Genomic DNA, 17,774 nt, shown 5'->3' with positions numbered 1-17,774 from the left:
GTTTCCCTGTGGTGTTCGGGGACGGCGGGACATGCCTGTGGCGCCCCGCCTCAATTTCGAGGCATCGTGCCTCGATATGAGGCTAGCATCATTTCGAGGCATCGTGTCTTGATAAGCTGGTCGCATGTCACGCACAGCCCACGGACCGGCCACACCCGGACGCCCCCGCAGCGAATCGGCGCGGATCGCCGTTCTCCACGCCGTCGACGACATGCTCGTCGAGCAGGGGTACGCGGCGATGACCATGAAGGGCATCGCGGAGCGCGCCGGAGTCGGGCGCCAGACCGTCTACCGGTGGTGGTCCACCAAGGCCGAGATCCTGCTGGAGGCGAGCACATCCGACGCCGCCCACGAATTGGCCGTCGAGCCGCAGGCCCGTCCCGCCGACGACCTCCTCGCCTTCCTCGAAGCGCTGACCACCTTCCTCACCACCTCGCCGGCCGGCCTCGCCTACCGGGCACTGCTGGGCGAAGCGCAGCACGACAGCGCGGTACGCGATCTCGTCCGCGCCGCCGACCTCGTCGGCACCGCCACCTCGGCCGTGCTCGCTCGCGTACGTCCGCACGCCCCCGCCATGCCCACTCCGCCGCTGGCCGCCGCCCAACTCGCCGGCCCTGTCGTCGCCGTCATCCTGGAGACCGGGGACCCCCTGACACCGGCCCAACTCGCCGACCACACCGGGCTCCTCCTCGGCGCCTGGACAGCGGGCCGCCCCCCGCGCTGAACCGCCCGGCGCGACCCGAGCCCGACCCGATTCCTTCAACCACGCGGCTGTTCGCCGTCGTTCGGGTCCCGACCGGCGAGGCGCCTCACCCCGGACACTCATGTGAAAACCGCGCCCGGCCGGAAGTGCTCCTCGGCGCGTCAGCCGGCCGGCGCCGCGCTCTGCCCCGTGCCCGTGCCCGACTCCCAGACCCGGTGCCCGGGTTCCGGGTTTCGGGAGCAGCGGTGCTGCCGGTGCTGCCGGTCTTGTGTCGGGGTGTCCTGGTGGTGTCCGTGGTGTCCGTGGTGGCCGTCGGGGCCGGTTCGATGTGCCGGGTGGCCGGTGGCGGTTCGGGTCGATGGGTGCGGTGGTGGGGCCGCGGAGCGGACCGGGGTCCGGGTCGGGGTCCCGGTGGGGCCGGTGGATTTCTTGCTTCTGCCGGACGTCACCGCGGCCCTGGACGCCCCTGCACACTGCCGGTTTCTCATCGACGAGGCGGTGCTGTCCGCGGTGAGTCCCGACGGTCGAGGGCGCCGACGCCGGGTCCACCTTGCATGCCGGTGGTCAGAGTTCGATGCGGTACCAGGTGCGGTGGTCGTGGAACTGCAGCCAGGCCTGATCGTCGCGGCAGACGGTGCGGCGAGCCCATGTGGCGGGCCGCGTTCCATCCGGGAGCCGGAGCGAGGCTGATGCCACAGGCTCGAGAGGGCCGTTCCGGCCTTGGGTGAGCGTGACGGTGTAGTGGCCCGGAATCTTGCGCGGCCCGGTGTCAGCGGCGAGGAAGGCGACGTTGTCGCCGTCGACCAGCACGGCGGACGCGAACGGGATCGGTGTCCGTCGGATCCGGTGGATGCCGATGGCATCGATCTCCACGAGAGGGAATCCGGTGTAAGGGTAGGCCCAGGTCTGGTCGGACCCGACGTTGACGGCATAGCAGTCGGCCCAAGTACCAGGGCCGATGGGGTCGAGCGTCGCGTACCAGGCGGGAGAGCCGTCGCGGGTCCAGCGGACGAGACCGGGCATCGGCATGGTCATCCGCGGCGCGGGCCGGGGCGTGATCGCGGAGCTGCGAGCGCGGCGCCGGTTCGCGGGGAGTTGCGCGCAGACGACGGCCTCGTCGCCGTAGCCGGTCCAGATGTTGTCGTGCTTGTCCGTGAGCAGGTGCTGGACGTCGTCACCCGCGTGGAATGTCGTCAGCGGTGTGCCGTCGTTGCCCACGATGAGTGCATTGTGAGGGATTTCTCTTTCGAGGGCTTCGAAGGTGGCCGCCGGTGGCCCGGAGGGCATGCGGCAGCGCGCGGCGGCGAGGACGAAGCCGCTGCCCAGCGAGTCGATCCTGGGGAAGCGCATGTCGAGGTCCGGCAAGTGCACTTCATGGACGTCGCTGCCGTCCATCACCACGATCAGTGCGTCGCAGGGCCGGTGCTGCTCCGGGGGCACACGTTGGTTGCATGTCGCGCCCGGCGGGACGAGCAGGGTGACGATGCGTCCGTGGGCGTCGACGGTCGATGCAGCTACCTGCTGATCGCCATAGCGGTCGGGCAGAGAGGCGTAGGGCGCCAGACGGTGGGGAGTTGCGGTCACGGGCTTGTCTCCCGGGGCTTGTCCTGCTGATGTGTCCGGGCGCTGCGAAGGTGTTCGGCGGCCTCGGGGTCGGTGGTGTCGCGCAGCGTCCGGACCGCGTGGATGCGTCCCCGGCCGGCTACACGTTGAGCCAGTGTGTGGACGGCTTGGTCTCCGTCCGGCTGGGAGCGGTGGAGTGCGATGGCGGCGTACCGGGCGAGTTCGTCCAATGTTCCCGGTAGGAGCAGCGGTTCACGGTCGCGCGTGTCCCCGCCCAGGGTCTGGAGTACCAGGCCGATCTTCACCGCGGCTCGACAGGTGCCGTGTTCCGCCGACTCCCGGCCCAATCGGCGCAGGCCGCCGGACGGCAGGAGGCGGCGGCGGATCTCGGCGCCGAACTCGTCCGCGACGTCGATCGGCGAGCAGGTGGCGAGCCGGTCGTGGAGATCCCGAAACCCGCCACCGCGGACAGGATCCGGAGTGAGGAGCAAGTCCTCGACGTGGTCGGCGAGTTCGATCCCCGTAGGATGAACGACACCTTGGCTGTCGTGCCGCGCCTCGCCAGGGCATCTGCACCGCCGCCGACGAAGACGGGGCGGGAACCGCCGGGGCGAGCATGGGGAAGAAGATCGCCGAACCCCGGCCACTGACCATGTCCGAAGCGGTCGCGGAGGATGAGCGCGTGATCGAGAAGGATGGGATGATCGCAGGCGACACCGCCGTCGCGCACCCACCACGAGTCGGTCACCGACCGGAGGGCTGACCGCCCTTTCGTGTAGTCACGACGTGGATAGTGCCCAATACGACGCGTCTTGGCAACCGAGCCCTGCGTCGACGGACTCCGCTGCGCCGGGCATCGTGCTCATCCGATGCACCATCCAGCACATCCCAACCGGTTGCTCGCTCGCTGATCCGCGCCCTGGCCGGCAGCGCCCACGGTCCTGGTAGGCGTGGAGACGGTGACCAAATCGGATACGCCGCCGCCGGCAACGGCCGCGTGGTCCCGGCCCGCATGTTGATCGGGCGTGGACGTGCGGAGGAGGCGATCGCCGTGCATTGCCTGCCGGGTGCAGGCCCCGATCCTGTGGGTCCGTGGGCCGCGAAGGCCCAGGACGACTCGCCGGCCTGACCGGCGTGGACGGGATTGGGCGGGAGTTCATTCAACGTGGTCGGCGTCGGGTTCGTACTCCCAGGTCCAGTCGCTCACGCGGCGGCTTCGCGGGCGGCCTCGTCCAACATCGCGGCGAGCTCGGCGGCGGCGGGCCGGGCGGCCACCAGCGTCTCCGCGTCCGCGATCGCCTGCTCGAGTTCGCGCAGCCGCCGCGCGCGAGCGGGCACATGTCGCAACGCGACGAACACCGCCCAGCGACGCAGGAACGTGTGCATGGGCACGGTGCTGTCCGTCTGAACGGCCTCCCGCCAGGCCCCGTGGAACTCCTGCTCGAAGCGAACGGCCGCAGCCGGCTCGAGCGAGAGCACCGCCACCCGCAGAGCCTGCTCGGTCACCGGCGGCATCGGAAAAGCGGCACGTCCCCCGACGCCTCGACGTTCGGTTCGCCCACCACGACCGTCTCCTCATTTCTTGCGACAACCCCGCCCCACCCTAATGCGGCGCACCCCTGAAGCGTCCGCCCATCCACTTACCGGCCCACGCCGATCGACACTCGTTGTCGTACCTCGTCGGCGGCCTACGAGATCGAAAACCTGCCGACCGGCGAACCGGAGTGATGCGCCGCTGGACCGTACCCCCGAGCGGTCGTTCCGGGTGACTCGCACGCCCGTTTCCGATCCCGGCCGGGTGAACGGGTCCGTCGCGGTCGGTGGTTGAGCCGTGGTCATCCATCGAATCGTGCAGCGCGCCAAGAGGTCTCGTATCGCCGCCGGGAAAAGGTGAGGGTTCCGATGGAGTCGTAATTCCAGTCGCGGTAGGTGTTACGCAGGTTTGACCACGTCACGGTGTCTTCTCCGGTGGTGATCGTCGCGGTCAGCGCCCAGCAGTCGAAGATGCCGCAGTCGCATCCGAGCAGTATGGTCTCGCCTTCCTCCGCGCCGTGCGGGACCACGTCCGGTTTTCCGCCGAGCAGGTGCTCCAGGGTGAAACCCTGGGCGTACATGTACGCCCCGGCGAGCAGCGGCGCGGGGTCCGGAGCAAATTCGTCGGCGCGCTCCGCCTGCTCCACCAAGGCGTCGGGAAGTTCCGCACGGCGGACCAATTCCAGGAACGAGACGCCGTCGACCAGGTACTCCAACACCTTGATACCCCCGCCCTCGACCGACCATGAGGGAGCGTAGGAGACCCGGCGGAACTCGATCGAGTACATGCGCCGACGCTAGTCGGCACGCGTCCACAGCCGAACCGATTTTTCATGCGCGGTGACGTAGCGGATCGATACACGAATCCGCCGCAAACCGAAGTGCGCGCGATGGACGCGACGACCGCGCCGCGTTATTCCGAGCATTGATTTTCGGATCGGCTGCAGAGCCAAGCTCAGGAAGGGGGCGGGTTCAGTCCCGGGCGGAGAGTTCCTCGGCCAGTTCCATGCAGCGCAGGCGGGCCGGGGAGAGGTCGTACGGCATCCGGCCGACCGCCTCGAGCACGCTCATGCCGCCTCCCTCCCGTGGCCCGGCAATGTTGTCGGCCTCCTCCTTGCCATCGGCGGTGTCGGGCTGCATGGTGTCCCAGGCGTCGAACAGGGCCTCTTCGTCCTTCGCCGGCCCGGACTCCTCGATGACGGTCAGCAAGGCGCTTTCGAAGGCGTGCCGCTGGGCGGCCACTTGGGCCACGCGCGGATCGTCGACGGCGACGGTGTCGTCAAGTGCCTGCTCGGTGGCGTCGAGGCGGTCGGATTCGGCCCGCAGGTCGGGGTAGGAGGCCAGGGCGATGAAGCGGGTGGCCTGGACGGCCGCTCCGAGCGGGCCGAAGATCCGCTCGGTGACCAGCAACGTGTCCAGGTCCGCCTGGCGCAGGCTCTCGGGCAGGCTCTTGAGGCGGTCGGTGACGATGTCGGGGAGCAGGCCCATTCGGCTGCCCTCGGTACGCATGCGCTGTACGGCGGTCCTTTGCCGACGCAGTTCCGCTTCCTGTTCGGAGAGGGCATTCTCCAGCCGCTCCAGCGTGGCCTCGATGCCGTCCTCGCTGTCGGTGTCGTCGGAGGCCGTGGAGGTGGTGAAGGCGTCGCGGATGTCGCCCAAGGCGATCCCGGCGTCGGCCATCTTGAGGATCCACAACAGTCGGATCATGTCGTCGTAGCCGTAGCGGCGGCGGTCGTCAGCGCCGCGCTCGGGCTCGGGAAGCAGGCCGATTTCGTGGTAGTGGCGGATCGTCCGCGGTGTAGTACCGGCGAAGGCCGCCGCGTGACCGATCTTGACCCGGCGGGGCGGGATGAAGGACGCGTACATGGACAGGGCCTTTCCTGGGCGGAGCGGGGTGAGTCCACTGGAACACATACCGCTACGGAAGGTGCAACCCCTGTTCGCGAGCCGGATGAACCGCCGCAAGGCGCGGCTCCTCGTGCGGCCACTCGGGCCCGAGCGTGTCGAGGGTGGGTCATCCCGGCGGGTGGGTCAGGGCCGCGCAAACGTCGGCCACGCGACCGGCCGGGAGCGCGGCGCAACTCCTCATGGCGATCTACGACCCCGGCGGCATGGGCGCGATGCCTTCGCGATCTGCTCCACCGCGACCTCGACCCGGGCTCGAAGTCGACCCCGATTCCGCCCCCGGGCTCGACCCCGACCTCGCCCCCGGGCTCGACCCCGACCTCGCCCCCGGGCTCGACCCCGACCTCGCCCCCGGGCTCGACCCCGACCCAGGGCTCGAAGTCGACGCTTCGCAACAACGCGGCGCCGGACAGGTCGTCATCCGCATCCACATTGCCTCGGACGAACACCGGGACGCCTGCGGGCAAGTCCGTGCTCGTCAGGCGTCTCCCGCTTCGAAGTCTTCAAGGACGCCGACGACCATTTCGCACAAGAGGCGGTGAATCGGCTGTCGCAAGAGTGCCGGTTCCGTTGAGGTTTCGAGCCCACCGAGCATCGCGGCGACTCGCACGGCACAGCTCCACGACAACGTCACACCGCTGCCGCCGTGTCCGTAGTTGTGCACGACTACCGGTTCATTGCGGGACTCGGCCTCGAGACGGACGCCGCCACGAGCAGGGTCGCGCGCGCAGCGATAGCCGACGACAGCCCGCATCGACCGATCGCGGACATCAACCCCCGTGAGGCCAACGATCAGCTCGCGGTTCAGGTCGATCATGGCAGCGGGTACATCGACGGCGCCGATTCGCCGAGTCGGCCCCACGATTTCGTCGCCGATCCACGCGCCGGCGTCATCGAGAGTTCCTCTCAGGCGGGTGCCCCCGAGGACCCAACTGTCCACACGCGGATAGAAGTAGACGTCGGCTCGTCCCGCGAGACCTGATGCGGAGTCGGAGGAGTAGAGGGCGGGTGTCGGCGTGTAGTTGTAGCTCGCGATCCGAGCCCGGCCCCGGACGAGCGCCGCGTTGGGAGGATCGACGTACAGGAGGACCCCCTTCACGAGCGTCAACTCGTGCCGCAGGCCGAAGAGGCGTGCCGATCCGAATCCGGCGCAGTTGACGATGACGTCCGCACCGATGCGGTCGACGTCGCCAGGACCAAGGCGACGCGTCTCGATGGAACAACCGAGGTCACGCAGCTGGGCTGTCAGCCAACGGCGGTACGCCGGCATCTCCGCGAAGAAGCAGTCGAAGCTCCAACCCCACACGCGATCGCAACCGTGACGTCGGGGAACGCCGTCTTGGCTCGTCCCGTCCTCGGGGAGGCGCTCGAAGCCCATCATTCGTGGCGCGTAGGGAGGGACCGGCGTTCGGTCCTCGAACAGCTCGAAATGCCGCTGCACCCGGACGCCTGCTTCTGCGCCCAGGTTCAACGCGCCGAAGAACTGCCGCGCAACTTCGACATGCCATTCCAGATCGTCGACGTCGACCGTGTGCGGGATGATCGACGCCGCCGGGAAGAGCGAAGCGAACTCGGGATCCGGCATGGCGGAAGTCTCGGGCGTGTCGGGCATCACCTGTTCGGCAATGATCCGAACGTCATGGCCGAGCAGCCGCAGGACGATCGCGGTCGTGATGCCGGTGACACCCGCGCCGACGACGCACACGTCCAGCATCTTGTTCGACCTCCCGGCTTTCGGCCCGAACGGCTTGAACTCGGTTGTCACAGTCCGGCACCTTCGATCGTGTGCAACTGGGTTTCCCCCGGTTCGTGGAGATTCTCGACGTACGGATGTGCGGACCCGTGGAGGGGCGTCCCGGTAGGAACTCCAAAATACTCGGGGGAGTTCGGGTGACGAGCGGCCTCCTGCCACCGTTTGCTGCGGAGCAATTCCGTGGAGCTGCCGGAACAAGGAATCCCGACCCACGACAGACACACAGGCCCGAGCTTGCCCCGACCCACCACCGGCCGGCTCCGTTTGTTCGTGGGGGCGGCGGCATCCCGACAGGGTGCGAGGCCGCCGCCGCTCCGAACCTTGCCTCATCTATCGATATTCGATAGATTCCCATCGTGATTCGATGGGAGGATGTGCCGTGGGAAAGCTGACAGTGCGCGCGCTGCACGCCGTGCTCGCGGTGGTGTTCACCGGCAGCGTGCTCGTACAGGTCTTGATGGTGTGGGCGCTGGTCGGTGGGAAGGACCAGGAGGACGGTTCGCTCCCACTGACCACGCTGCGCGTGATCACGATCCTGGGCATCGGCACGGCCCAGGTCGCCATGGGCTGCGTCTGGCGGCTGGTGACGATGGTGCAACGCGGAACGGTGTTCTCCCACGCCGCCTTCCGCTACGTGGACGGCATCATCGGGGCCATCGTCGCGGCCGCGCTCGTGTGGTTCGCGGTGACCGCCGTCAACGCGCCCGACCAGCGGGACGACCCGGGCGTCACGGGCATCATGGCCGGGATCGGCGTGGCCATTCTGGGTGTCGCGCTCATCGTGCTCGTGCTGCGCAAGCTGCTCGCCCAGGCCGTCGCCCGCGACGTCGAAGCGGCCCGAATGCAGGCCGAGTTGGACGAGGTGATCTGATGCCGATCGCCGTCGACATCGACGTGATGCTGGCCAGGCGGAAGATGTCCGTGGGCGAGCTCGCGGACCGCGTGGGGATCACGCCCGCCAACCTGGCGGTACTCAAGAACGGCCGCGCCAAGGCGGTGCGCTTTGCGACGCTCGCTGCGCTCTGCGAGGTGCTCGACTGCCAACCGGGGGACCTGCTTCGCTGGGAGGCCCAGGACACCGCGGGCGAATGAACCGCGCCTGCCGACGCGTTGGTGACGGACGTGCCGGTGGACGGTCGACCGGGGTCGCCGCCCGCGCAGCGCACGAGCGGCGCGTGGGTTGCCGTCGACGGTCGATCGTCGGTCTTGTCGGCGCGGCGGATTGCCCTCTCCCGGGCGCGGGAAACCGGGGTTCGATGGGAAAGGTGAGGACTCGAACCCAGGAGCGTGCTGTGGGGCAAGTGGTGGATCCTGGTGCCGACGACCCTGACGACCCTGACGACCCTGACGACCCTGACGACCCCGTCGGTACCGCCGATGCGGCGCTGAGGTTGCTCGTGGGCCCGGGGTTGGACCGGCGCCGGGTGACCGAGGTCCTGGTGGAGGCGTTCACGCGGGAGTTCGGGTCGCAGTGTGCGGTTGTGAAGACCTCGCAGGTCTGTTGGGGTGCGCGGGCGACGGCTGACGCTCGACGGCGTGGACGGTACCGAGTTGGCGCCGCCCCGGGTGGTGTACTCCCGGATGTCGACGCCGCAACTGAGCTGCGACGTGGAGGTGACGCTGTTGCGGCACCTGCAGGCCATGGGCGTTGTGCTGGTCAACCCGATCGGCGCGCTGCCGGCGTCGGTCGACAAGTTCTGGCAACCGCAGGAGTTGGCGCTGGCCGGGCTGCCGGTGCCCGACGCCCGCACCTACGTCACCGCCCCCATGCACGAGGCGATCGCGGCGGGCGTGCCGGAGCCGTGCGTGGTCAAGGCGGTGCGCGGCCAGCGCGGCCGCAAAGTGTTCCTGGCGCGCGACGCGACGATACTGGAGGACGTACACGGCAGCCTGGCCGACGAAGTCCCCTACCTGTTCCAGGACTACGTGGCGTACTCCCACGGCCGGGACCTGCGGGTGACCGTGAGAAACGGCCAACGAGGCGGATCGGCACCCGGCACCCGGCACCCGGCACCCGGCACCCGGCGACCATCGCCGGTCCGCTGGACACTCGGGTGCCATTGTCGGTTGCCACAACGCCGGCCGGTTCACCCTCGACGCCGGCCACGTCACCGCCAACGCCGCCGGCGTCGGCATCCCCAACAGCGGGCGGCTGAGCCGCATGGCCCTGCGCGACGGCGCCGGCACGGACAACCGGGCTGCCGATCCGTCCGGCGATGCGCTGCGGGCCTTCTCGGTCTGAGCGCGAACGCCGTAGCGGTCCTGGACGAGTAGCTCCGAATCCTGGGGGCAAGGGTGCCCGTGGTGCATGCTTATCCGTATGGAGATGCCTGACCTCACGCTCTCGCGCGCCCCTTCCGCGTACGCCTGCATGATCGTTCGCAAGCCCGCCGAGGAGGTGTTCCGTGCTTTCGCCGACCCGAACGTGACTTCCCGATTCTGGTACAGCAAGAGCAGCGGGCCGATGGTTGCGGGGGCCGAGTTGCGCTGGGAGTGGGAGACGTACGGCGCATCGGCCGAAGTCCGGGTCGAGGAGGTCCAGGAGGCCCGGCTGATCCGGTTCGAGTGGGGCAACTACGGGCAGCCGACCACCGTCGAGTTGCGGTTCACTCCACGCGCCGCGGGAGCCACGTTCGTCGAGGTCACCGAGACCGGTTTCGAGGGCTCGGGAGATGATGCCGTGCGCTGGGTGAACGACACCGTCGGCGGATTCGCCACAGCCCTGTGCGCCATGAAAGCCCTGCTGGAACACGGCATCGAACTCGGCGCGGTCGCCGACCATCATCCAGTCTGACCGGTATGGCTCGCGCCCGGCAGTGGTCCCTGCCTTGTCGATGGGAAGGGCGCCGGCGTACGAGTGTCGGCTTACGGTGGTGGCGGGCCGGGGGTTCGCGGCCGAGATCCACGCCGGGTCCGCCGCCGCGCGGGTGGATTGGCGGCGCGACTACGACAGCCTCGCCCACCGAGGAGGTCGGCACCCCGAACACGCCCTCGGACAGGGCGTGTTCGGCGTGGACGCCGTGTGGACGCGCCACCACCGGTCGGCATGGTCCGGTTCGCGGGAGGCCAGCTCGACCGGTGCCGGAGCCGCCATTTCCGGCGCGTTGCCCTAGGCGACGTCGGCGATGGGTTCCGCGACGAGGGCGCGGACTTCGGCGACCATGGTGGCGATGAGGTCTTCGGGGCCATGGTCGGTCCAGGCGACGGCCAGTTCGATCGGGTCGGCGTCGGCTACCGGGATCCACCGGATGTTCATGGAGGGGACCGAGTGGGCGAGCGGCTCCGGGGCCAGCCAGATGCCGCGGCCGCGGGCGACCATGAGCAGGCACTCCTCGATCTGGGCGACTCTGGGGCCGCGCGGCGCCGGTGAGCCGTCGGGGCGCGGGTCGACGATCCAGTGGCGTTCGGCTTCCGCGGAGGTGAACATGTCGGGGGACACGACGGGTTCGTCCGCGAGGTCGGCGAGGGTCACCCGCTCGCGCTCGGCGAGACGGTGCCCGGAGGGCAGCGCCACAACGCGTTTGTCGGTGCGTACCGGGGCGTGGCGCAGGCCGACGTCGCCGACCGGCAGCCACATGAACGCGGCGTCCGCGTCCCCTGCGTCGAGAAGCGCGAGTTCTTCGCGGGGTGTTCGTACGCTGACCAGTTCGACGGTGGCCCCCGGTACCGTCGCCTCGACGGCTTCCGCGGCCCGGGCCGCGAAGAGGTTCATGGAATACGGGCAGAACGCCAGGCGCAGTGTGCCGGTCCGCTCGGCGGCGATCCTGCGTACCCGTTCGGCGAGCTGCGCCAGATCGGCCAGGATCGCCTTCCCGCCCGCCACGAGTTCCTCGGCGGCGGGGGTGAGGACCACACCTCGGTGCGTGCGTATCAGGAGGGTGACCTTGAGAGCCCGTTCGAGGTGCTTGACGTGGGCGGAGACGGCCTGCTGGGTCAAGTGGAGTCGATCGGCGGCGCGGGTGATGCCGCCTTCGCGGGCGACCGCGATGAAGGACTCGAGATGGCGTACCTCCACGTCGATCATGGGGGAACTCTAACGGCCGCTCGGTCCGCGCCTTGATCGCCGGCACGGTCGGCCGCGGTGAGGCGGAGCGGCGCGTCCGGCCGTGTCACAAGTGGTCGTTGTGGGGCCCCAGCAATCCGTTGTTTCCGTCCGCTCCTGCGGATCGGGGACGGTGGTGTTGCCGTCCGCGGCCCATACCTACCAGGAACGGAGCAACCACCGTGAGCACCGGATCGAACGTGACGACCACCACGAGCCCCGGCAAGAGGACGACCATCGAGGTCATCGACCTGTTCAACGACGCCTTCACCCGGCACGACCCGGCCCTGCTGTCGGACCTGGTCGCCGACGACTGCGTGATGGTGAGCGTTCAGCCCGCACCGGACGGCACCCGGTACGAAGGCATGGAAGCCTGTCTTCGCTTCTGGCGGGACCTGGCCGCGGACCACAACACCGATTTCGCCCCCGACGAGGTGTTCGTCTTCGGCGACCGCGCGGTCATCAAGTGGCATGTCACCTTCCGGCAGGGCGAAGCGAGCGAGGTGTTCGGCGCCGCGCATGCAGCGTCCGTGTCCGTGGCCGGCGTCAACCTCATGCAGGTCCGCGATGGGCGCATCGTCGAGGCGCTCGGCTACAGCAAGACGCCGTGACCCGGCCGAACGTCTCCCTCGACGAACTCCGGGACGCACCGCGCTACCACCGCAAGGGCGGATTCCTCGGCATCGTCGTGGTCACCGGCTGAACCGGGGCACGGTTCCACAGCCGGCACCACGGAGCGCGGTACACACACCCGCGCACACCGAATCAGGCGCGAGAACGCGCGCCCGCTCCGACGGCGCCCGACTCGACCCCTGTTCCCGCCGGGCCGCCGGCGGGCGCGCGGCGAACCAGCCCGTTCGAGGCCGACGCCGTCAAGGGCAACGTGCAGGTCACCGTCCTGGAGATCGAGAAGGGTTCGATGGAACACCTGACCCGGTCGGGTATCGACGTGTCCGATTCCGTCGCGGGCACGACGCCGTACTACGTGCGTGTGAAGTACCGCAACGTCTCGAACGCGGACATGACATACGCCCAACCGGACGCCGAGCTGAACGGACTCGACACCAACGGCCGCAGCGTCGGCGGCGCGATGATCTTCGGCCGGTTCGGGATGTGCGAAGCGCTCGACACGAAAAGCTTCGCGAGCGGCGAGGAGGTGCAGGGATGCGAGTTGTACCTCGCGCCCCCCGGGACGGCGGTCACCGCAGTCTCCTACGATTTCCCCGCCACGCAGCTCGCCGCGGTCCTGTGGAAGCCCTGACCCCGGATCCGTCATCCGCCGCGCGGGCGTTTGCGCCGCGACGACGCCGAGCCGGTGCTTCGGTGGCCGGACCGCGGTCAGCGGGGGGAGGCCGCGGCGACCTCGTCGTCGTACGAGATGACGGCACGGTCGTCGGAGGACGGTGAGGTTTCGGATGCCACCGAGGAAGTCTCGCGCCATCCGTACGTTCGCCTTGCGGCGAGATGGGCAAACCCGTGCGTTGCGGCGTCGTGTGGCGCCACTGCCAGGAGCGGTGCGCAGATACGAACTACGGTGTGCGGACCCAGAATTCGATCGACAGCGGAGGAACGACGATGGTCATGCGCGGGCCGTTCATGCCGCCGAGTGCTTGATCGTTGGTGCGCGGACCGTAGCGGTGTCCCTCGAAGCGGGCCGCGGTCCGGGTGTCGATGGTGTAGGTGAACGACTGTGTGGTCGAGCGGTTGGTGATCGCGAAGACGGGCTTGCCGGTGGGTGTCTTCCACGCCATGATCCGTTGGTCCGCGAGGATGGCCGGTTCCTCGACGTGGTGGCGGACCGAGTTCCACGGCATGTACTTGACGAAGCCGGCGACACCGTTCCAGTTGCGCGGGTTCCACGTCCAGTGCCCCACGGGCAGGTCGGGGAAGCGGGTGAAGTCGGTGTCGTGCGGGGGACGCCAGAAGCCGAGGGAGTAGTGGGGGGACTCGGAGTTGGTGGTGGGCTTGAGGGCGTGCAGCCAGAACCAGGTGGGGGCGTTCTGGAAGGTCATCCAGCTCATGATCGACTGTGCGGTGTTGATGGTCCTGCGGTCGGCCTGCGTCTCGTCCTTCGGCGGCTCGAGGTACTCGAACTCGTTGTTGAAGACGGGCTTGCCCGCGGCGCCGGACGTCCAGTCCTGGTAGACCTGCTTGTCGCTGTCCGCTCCGATGTGGTGGTAGGTCCACGCGTCGACCAGGTCGAGTGCCCGGGGGTCGGCGGCGAGGGCCTTGCCGATGTCGCCGCTCCAGCCGTCCAGGCTGTCCGCGGTGATCATGACGCCCGGATGCGCGGCGCGCACCTTGGCCGCGCTCGCCTTGAACGCCGCCAGGTACTCGGCGGGCGTGTACTGACAGGACGAGTACCGCGTGGCGTAGCGGGGTTCGTTCTGCAGACCCCACATGGACACGGGCACGCCGCCCTGGACGAGGTAGTCGAGGTCCGCGACCAGGGCGTCGCCGAACCGGGAGAGGAAGGCGGGGTCGAACGACTTGAGCCTGCCGCCGATATAGGAGTCGTTGTTCTTCCAGCCGGGTGCGGGCGACCAGTATTCGACGGAGGTGCCCTCGATACCCGCGCGCCGGATCATGTCGGCGAGAAGCGCGGTCTGTCCCGGGTAGCGGCCCTTCATGAGGGTGCGGGTGGGATCCAGGCCGCGGTAGTACAGGCCCATGGCGAGCCGGCAGTAGCGGAATCCCCGGTCGGATCGCCCGGCCTTGAGCATCTCCCGGTAGAAGCGGTCGCGTTCGGAGAGGGTGAGGTCGTACGGTACGCCGCTGACCAGGTCGGGGAGCCCGTCGTTGCCGGAGCCGATCGAGTCGGACTGGATTTCGAAGCCGAGGCCGAGAATGGTTTGCCTGCGTCCGTCGTGGAATCGGATCGTGTAGGTGCCCGAGGTGGCGGCTTGTGCGGTGTGGGGGGTGATCAGGGACGTCAGCGCGGTGGCGGCTCCGGCCGCGGCGACGCCGCGCAGAACCGATCGGCGGCTGGGGCGGGACGGACTCGGCGAGGTCATGGGGCTTCTCCTTCGGGACAGGGAATGGTCTGCCTGCGCGGCAGGCGCCGCACGCACGGGACGACGACCTCCCGTGCGTGCCGGGCCTGTTCGCAGCGGAGGCGGCAACGGCGAGGGGAGGCGGACGGGTGGGCCTATTCCTTGACCGCGCCGTTGGTCAGGCCGCGGACGAAGAAGCGTTGGAGGAGGACGAAGCCGGCGACGACGGGGATCGCGGCCAGGACGGAGCCGGCCATCAGGAGGTCCCAGCGCGGGTCGAACTGGTTCTGGAATCTGGCGAGTCCGACGGGGACGGTGCGCAGGAGTTCGTTGTTGGTGACCAGCGAGGGCCAGGCGAACTCGCCCCAGGTCCACATGAACTTGAGGACCGCGACGGTGCCCAGCGCGGCCCAGGAGTTGGGGAGCAGGACGCTGACCAGGGTGCGCATGCGCCCGGCGCCGTCGATGGCCGCGGCCTCGTCGAGTTGCACGGGGAGGGTGACGAAGTGTTGGCGCAGCAGGAAGATGCCGGTGGGGCTGGCGAGGAAGGGCACGATCAGCGCCCAGTAGGTGTCGATCCAGTCGAGGTCTCGCATGACGAGGTAGAGCGGGACCAGGACGACCTGGGTGGGGATCATCAAGGTGGCGAGGATGAGGGTGAGCACGGCCTGGCGTCCGCGAAAGCGGATGCGGCTGAGTCCGTAGGCGGCGAGGGTGTCGAAGACGAGGTTGCCGGCGACCACGGCGACCGCGACGATCACGGAGTTGAGGAACCACCGCCCGAACGGGTAGCTGCGGACGACCTCGCCGTAGGCGTCGAATGTCACGCGGTCCGGGACCAAATGACTTCCGGTGCCCACGAGTTGGTCCATGGACTGGAAGGAGGTGAGGGTCATCCACAGGACGGGCAGGCCGGCGAAGAGGGAGGCGGCGGTGAGCCACAGCGCGGGGGCCAGGCGGTGGGTGCGGTGTTTCACGATTCCTCCGCGGAGGTGAGCCAGGTCCTGATCAAGGTGACGGCCAGCAGGATCAGGAACAGCACGACGGAGGCGGCGCAGGCGACGCCGACGTCGGTGAGCAGGCGCGTGTAGATGAAGGTGACGACGGTGAGGGTGGCGTTGCCGGGGCCGCCCTCGGTCATCACCCAGACCTGGTCGAACACCTTGAAGGAGTTGAACAGCAGCAGCAGGAGCACCGCGGCGCTCGCCGGGCGGAGCATCGGCAGCGTGATGGAGCGGAACTGCCGCCAGGGGCCCGCGCGGTCGATGGTGGCGGACTCGTACAACTCGTCGGGGATGCGCTGGAGGCCGCCGAGCAGGATCAGGGCGTAGATCCCGAAGTCCTTCCAGATGCTGACGACGGCGATCGCGGGCAGGGCGAGGTCGTGGTCGAAGAGCCAGCGGGCTCCGTCGGAACCGACCAGGGCGGCCAGGGAGTTGACCAGCCCGTGGTCGGGTTCGTACAGCCACTTCCAGACGAGGCCGGCCACCACCATCGGGATGACGGCCGGCAACACGGTGACGGTGCGCACGAATCGCGCGGAGGCGAGTTCACGATTGGCGGCGATCGCCGTTGCCAGGGCCAGGACGTAGGTGCCGACCAGGGTGAAGGCGGTGAACACCACGGTGTTGATCAGGCTGTCGCGGAAGGTGCCCGGGGCCAGGATGGTGCGGTAGTTGTCCGCGCCGACGTTGGTCTTGGGGCCCAGCAGGTTCCAGTGTTCGGTGCTGTAGAACATCGACTGCACCATCGGGTAGAAGGTGAACCCGAGGATGACGACGAGCGCGGGTGCGACGGACAGCCAGCCGGCCAGGGCGCCGCTGCGGCGCCTGCGTTTGCGGGGCCGGCCGGGCAGGTGCGGGATCCGGCGCGGAGCACTCGTGCTGCCGGTGGGGGGAGGTTTCCCCGGGAGATCGGTGAGAGTGGTCATCGGTGGGCTACTTCTCGTTGGTCAGGGCCTGGTCGACCTGGTCGTCGATGGACTTGAGGGCCTTGTCGACGGGGCTTTGGCCGTTGACGCCGGCGACGACCAACGCCTTTTGGGCGTCCCAGCGGGCCTGGAAGGCGTGCCGGTCCTGCAGCACCAGGTCGGGGGTGTTGCGCCCGAGTTGCTCGACGATGGCCGTCCAGTTGGGGTCGGCGGCGATCTTCTGCTCGACGGTTCCCTTGACGGTCGGGTCGACCTTGGTGGGGTCGTAGGGGAAGATCGCGTGGAAGTCCATGTACTGGGCGCTGCGTTCGGGGGAGGCCAACCAGCGCATGAAGGTCCCGGCGGCGGCGAGGTCGCCGCCCTTGGCGTTGGCGACCAGGCTGTGGCCGCCGACCATCGAGCAGCCGCTCTTGGGTCCGGTGGGCATCGGGGCGAGGGCCCACTTCCCGGCGACCTTGTCGCCGCCCGCCCGGACGTTGCCGACGACGGACTGGAAGAACGGGAACATCGCGACCTCGCCGCTGATGAATCCGTTGAGGGCGCTGGTGCCGACGGGGGAGATCTTGTCGGTGTAGAACGAGCGCATGTAGTTCATCGCCGTCCTGCCGGCTTCGGAATCCTGCGTGGAGGACTTGAAGTCCGGTGTGGTCAGGCTTCCCCCCGCCTGGCACAGGAAGCTCTCCCAGGTCGCGTTGATCGCGTTGAGGTGGTCGTCCATGCCCTTGAACTGCCAGCCGCTGACCTTCTTGCCCGCGGCGGCGGACTTGGTGGTGATCGCGGCGGCGGTGGACTTGAGTTCGTCCCAGGTCTTGGGCGGGGCGTCGAAGCCGTACTGCTTGAGGATGTCGGTGCGGTAGAGCATGACGTCGACGTCGAAGTAGAGCGGCGCGCCGTACATCTTGCCGTTGTATTCGTCGATCCGGGAGAGCGGCAGGAACCTGTCGAGGTCCGCGGGCGTGTAGCCCAGGGCGTCCAGCGGGGCGAGGGTGTTGGACTTGAGGTAGTCGAGTTCCAGGCCGTTGTTCATCAGCCACACGTCGGGGCCCTTGCCGGCGGCCACGGCCAGCTTGATCTTCTCGCGGCCGTCCTTCCACTCGAGCTGGGTCAGTTCGACGTTCACCTTGGTCTGGGAGGCGTTGAACTCGTCGACGAGTTGCTTGACCTTGTCGTTCTGCCCGATCCAATAGGGCATCGACCAGAACTTGACGGTGGCCCGGCCATTCCCGCCGGCGGAGGAGCCGGTGTCGGAGGAGCAGGCCGAGGCCGATATCAGGCAGGTCGCGGCCAGGGCGGCGAGGGCGAGTCTGCGGCGCAGGGGTGCCATGGTCGGTGTCTCCTTGTGGATGGGTGTG

19 protein-coding genes are annotated in these 17,774 nt (G+C 68.9%); 8 read left to right on the top strand and 11 right to left on the bottom strand.

The genetic code is table 11. From position 1 onward, the window contains the following. Positions 1 to 124: 124 nt before the first annotated feature. The gene (locus tag ACWCPW_RS40535) at positions 125 to 724 is read left to right on the top strand and encodes a TetR/AcrR family transcriptional regulator (RefSeq protein ID WP_449766620.1); all 600 of its coding nucleotides are present in this window, start codon (positions 125 to 127) and stop codon (positions 722 to 724) included. A 543-nt stretch (positions 725 to 1,267) separates the two neighbouring features. Here the strand turns inward: ACWCPW_RS40535 and ACWCPW_RS40530 are convergent. Together ACWCPW_RS40530 and ACWCPW_RS40525 are read right to left on the bottom strand one after the other, a co-directional pair. After that, on the bottom strand, positions 1,268 to 2,287 hold the full coding sequence (locus ACWCPW_RS40530) for a hypothetical protein (RefSeq protein ID WP_449766619.1): 1,020 nt from the start codon (positions 2,285 to 2,287) through the stop codon (positions 1,268 to 1,270). Further along, positions 2,284 to 2,757 carry a hypothetical protein gene (locus ACWCPW_RS40525; RefSeq protein ID WP_449766618.1) on the bottom strand — a complete coding sequence of 158 codons (474 nt, stop codon included), beginning with the start codon at positions 2,755 to 2,757 and terminating at the stop codon, positions 2,284 to 2,286. Before ACWCPW_RS40525 ends, ACWCPW_RS40530 begins: the two co-directional genes overlap by 4 nt. 125 nt (positions 2,758 to 2,882) lie before the next feature. Here ACWCPW_RS40525 and ACWCPW_RS40520 point away from each other — a divergent pair, with 125 nt between their 5' ends. Next, positions 2,883 to 3,029: a hypothetical protein gene (locus tag ACWCPW_RS40520; RefSeq protein ID WP_449766617.1), complete on the top strand. Its 147-nt coding sequence runs from the start codon at positions 2,883 to 2,885 to the stop codon at positions 3,027 to 3,029. Positions 3,030 to 3,469: 440 nt separating this feature from the next. Here ACWCPW_RS40520 and ACWCPW_RS40515 read toward each other — a convergent pair whose 3' ends face one another. The 4 genes from ACWCPW_RS40515 to ACWCPW_RS40500 all read right to left on the bottom strand — a co-directional run bounded on the left by ACWCPW_RS40515 (position 3,470) and on the right by ACWCPW_RS40500 (position 7,469). Further along, entirely contained in the window at positions 3,470 to 3,781 is a 312-nt protein-coding gene (locus ACWCPW_RS40515) for a hypothetical protein (protein WP_449766616.1), read from the bottom strand. Between the two features lie 320 nt (positions 3,782 to 4,101). Next, on the bottom strand, positions 4,102 to 4,587 hold the full coding sequence (locus ACWCPW_RS40510) for a hypothetical protein (RefSeq protein ID WP_449766615.1): 486 nt from the start codon (positions 4,585 to 4,587) through the stop codon (positions 4,102 to 4,104). A gap of 184 nt (positions 4,588 to 4,771) precedes the next feature. Next, positions 4,772 to 5,665, bottom strand: coding sequence for a MerR family transcriptional regulator (locus ACWCPW_RS40505; protein WP_449766631.1), 894 nt, complete (start codon positions 5,663 to 5,665; stop codon positions 4,772 to 4,774). Between the two features lie 517 nt (positions 5,666 to 6,182). Continuing rightward, a complete protein-coding gene (locus tag ACWCPW_RS40500; protein ID WP_449766614.1) occupies positions 6,183 to 7,469 on the bottom strand; it encodes an FAD-dependent oxidoreductase in 1,287 nt (428 codons plus the stop codon). 367 nt (positions 7,470 to 7,836) lie between these two features. On the opposite strand from ACWCPW_RS40500, the gene ACWCPW_RS40495 reads away from it, so the two are divergent. The 4 genes from ACWCPW_RS40495 to ACWCPW_RS40480 all read left to right on the top strand — a co-directional run bounded on the left by ACWCPW_RS40495 (position 7,837) and on the right by ACWCPW_RS40480 (position 10,251). Then, positions 7,837 to 8,328, top strand: a complete 492-nt coding sequence (locus tag ACWCPW_RS40495; RefSeq protein WP_449766613.1) for a DUF2975 domain-containing protein — start codon at positions 7,837 to 7,839, stop codon at positions 8,326 to 8,328. Then, positions 8,328 to 8,549, top strand: coding sequence for a helix-turn-helix domain-containing protein (locus tag ACWCPW_RS40490; RefSeq protein WP_449766612.1), 222 nt, complete (start codon positions 8,328 to 8,330; stop codon positions 8,547 to 8,549). The genes ACWCPW_RS40495 and ACWCPW_RS40490 overlap by 1 nt, the downstream gene beginning before the upstream one ends. Positions 8,550 to 8,993: 444 nt before the next feature. Beyond that, positions 8,994 to 9,731: an ATP-grasp domain-containing protein gene (locus tag ACWCPW_RS40485; RefSeq protein WP_449766611.1), complete on the top strand. Its 738-nt coding sequence runs from the start codon at positions 8,994 to 8,996 to the stop codon at positions 9,729 to 9,731. 46 nt (positions 9,732 to 9,777) lie between these two features. After that, entirely contained in the window at positions 9,778 to 10,251 is a 474-nt protein-coding gene (locus ACWCPW_RS40480; RefSeq protein WP_449766610.1) for an SRPBCC family protein, read from the top strand. A gap of 315 nt (positions 10,252 to 10,566) precedes the next feature. Here ACWCPW_RS40480 and ACWCPW_RS40475 read toward each other — a convergent pair whose 3' ends face one another. Further along, positions 10,567 to 11,481, bottom strand: coding sequence for a LysR substrate-binding domain-containing protein (locus ACWCPW_RS40475; protein WP_449766609.1), 915 nt, complete (start codon positions 11,479 to 11,481; stop codon positions 10,567 to 10,569). A 200-nt stretch (positions 11,482 to 11,681) separates the two neighbouring features. Between ACWCPW_RS40475 and ACWCPW_RS40470 the strand changes: the two genes are divergently transcribed. Continuing rightward, positions 11,682 to 12,110 carry a nuclear transport factor 2 family protein gene (locus ACWCPW_RS40470; protein ID WP_449766608.1) on the top strand — a complete coding sequence of 143 codons (429 nt, stop codon included), beginning with the start codon at positions 11,682 to 11,684 and terminating at the stop codon, positions 12,108 to 12,110. Between the two features lie 272 nt (positions 12,111 to 12,382). Continuing rightward, on the top strand, positions 12,383 to 12,760 hold the full coding sequence (locus ACWCPW_RS40465; protein ID WP_449766607.1) for a hypothetical protein: 378 nt from the start codon (positions 12,383 to 12,385) through the stop codon (positions 12,758 to 12,760). Positions 12,761 to 13,028: 268 nt separating this feature from the next. Here ACWCPW_RS40465 and ACWCPW_RS40460 read toward each other — a convergent pair whose 3' ends face one another. The 4 genes from ACWCPW_RS40460 to ACWCPW_RS40445 form a co-directional block, all read right to left on the bottom strand. Next, a complete protein-coding gene (locus ACWCPW_RS40460) occupies positions 13,029 to 14,513 on the bottom strand; it encodes a twin-arginine translocation signal domain-containing protein (RefSeq protein ID WP_449766606.1) in 1,485 nt (494 codons plus the stop codon). Between the two features lie 134 nt (positions 14,514 to 14,647). Then, entirely contained in the window at positions 14,648 to 15,469 is an 822-nt protein-coding gene (locus tag ACWCPW_RS40455) for a carbohydrate ABC transporter permease (RefSeq protein WP_449766605.1), read from the bottom strand. Beyond that, the gene (locus tag ACWCPW_RS40450) at positions 15,466 to 16,422 is read right to left on the bottom strand and encodes a carbohydrate ABC transporter permease (RefSeq protein ID WP_449766604.1); all 957 of its coding nucleotides are present in this window, start codon (positions 16,420 to 16,422) and stop codon (positions 15,466 to 15,468) included. Before ACWCPW_RS40450 ends, ACWCPW_RS40455 begins: the two co-directional genes overlap by 4 nt. Positions 16,423 to 16,429: 7 nt before the next feature. Further along, the gene (locus tag ACWCPW_RS40445; protein WP_449766603.1) at positions 16,430 to 17,746 is read right to left on the bottom strand and encodes an ABC transporter substrate-binding protein; all 1,317 of its coding nucleotides are present in this window, start codon (positions 17,744 to 17,746) and stop codon (positions 16,430 to 16,432) included. Positions 17,747 to 17,774: the final 28 nt, after the last annotated feature.

The sequence above is a fragment of the Embleya sp. NPDC001921 genome (genome assembly GCF_053594475.1).
This window is presented reverse-complemented; position numbering and strand designations above follow the sequence as displayed.

Bases quoted from the DNA above. Each gene is read 5' to 3' on its own strand.
- ACWCPW_RS40535 (WP_449766620.1), top strand. From the start codon at position 125: ATGTCACGCACAGCCCACGGACCGGCCACACCCGGACGCCCCCGCAGC.
- ACWCPW_RS40520 (WP_449766617.1), top strand. From the start codon at position 2,883: ATGGGGAAGAAGATCGCCGAACCCCGGCCACTGACCATGTCCGAAGCG.
- ACWCPW_RS40515 (WP_449766616.1), bottom strand. From the start codon at position 3,781: ATGCCGCCGGTGACCGAGCAGGCTCTGCGGGTGGCGGTGCTCTCGCTC.
- ACWCPW_RS40510 (WP_449766615.1), bottom strand. From the start codon at position 4,587: ATGTACTCGATCGAGTTCCGCCGGGTCTCCTACGCTCCCTCATGGTCG.
- ACWCPW_RS40505 (WP_449766631.1), bottom strand. From the start codon at position 5,665: ATGTACGCGTCCTTCATCCCGCCCCGCCGGGTCAAGATCGGTCACGCG.
- ACWCPW_RS40490 (WP_449766612.1), top strand. From the start codon at position 8,328: ATGCCGATCGCCGTCGACATCGACGTGATGCTGGCCAGGCGGAAGATG.
- ACWCPW_RS40480 (WP_449766610.1), top strand. From the start codon at position 9,778: ATGGAGATGCCTGACCTCACGCTCTCGCGCGCCCCTTCCGCGTACGCC.
- ACWCPW_RS40475 (WP_449766609.1), bottom strand. From the start codon at position 11,481: ATGATCGACGTGGAGGTACGCCATCTCGAGTCCTTCATCGCGGTCGCC.
- ACWCPW_RS40460 (WP_449766606.1), bottom strand. From the start codon at position 14,513: ATGACCTCGCCGAGTCCGTCCCGCCCCAGCCGCCGATCGGTTCTGCGC.
- ACWCPW_RS40450 (WP_449766604.1), bottom strand. From the start codon at position 16,422: ATGACCACTCTCACCGATCTCCCGGGGAAACCTCCCCCCACCGGCAGC.
- ACWCPW_RS40445 (WP_449766603.1), bottom strand. From the start codon at position 17,746: ATGGCACCCCTGCGCCGCAGACTCGCCCTCGCCGCCCTGGCCGCGACC.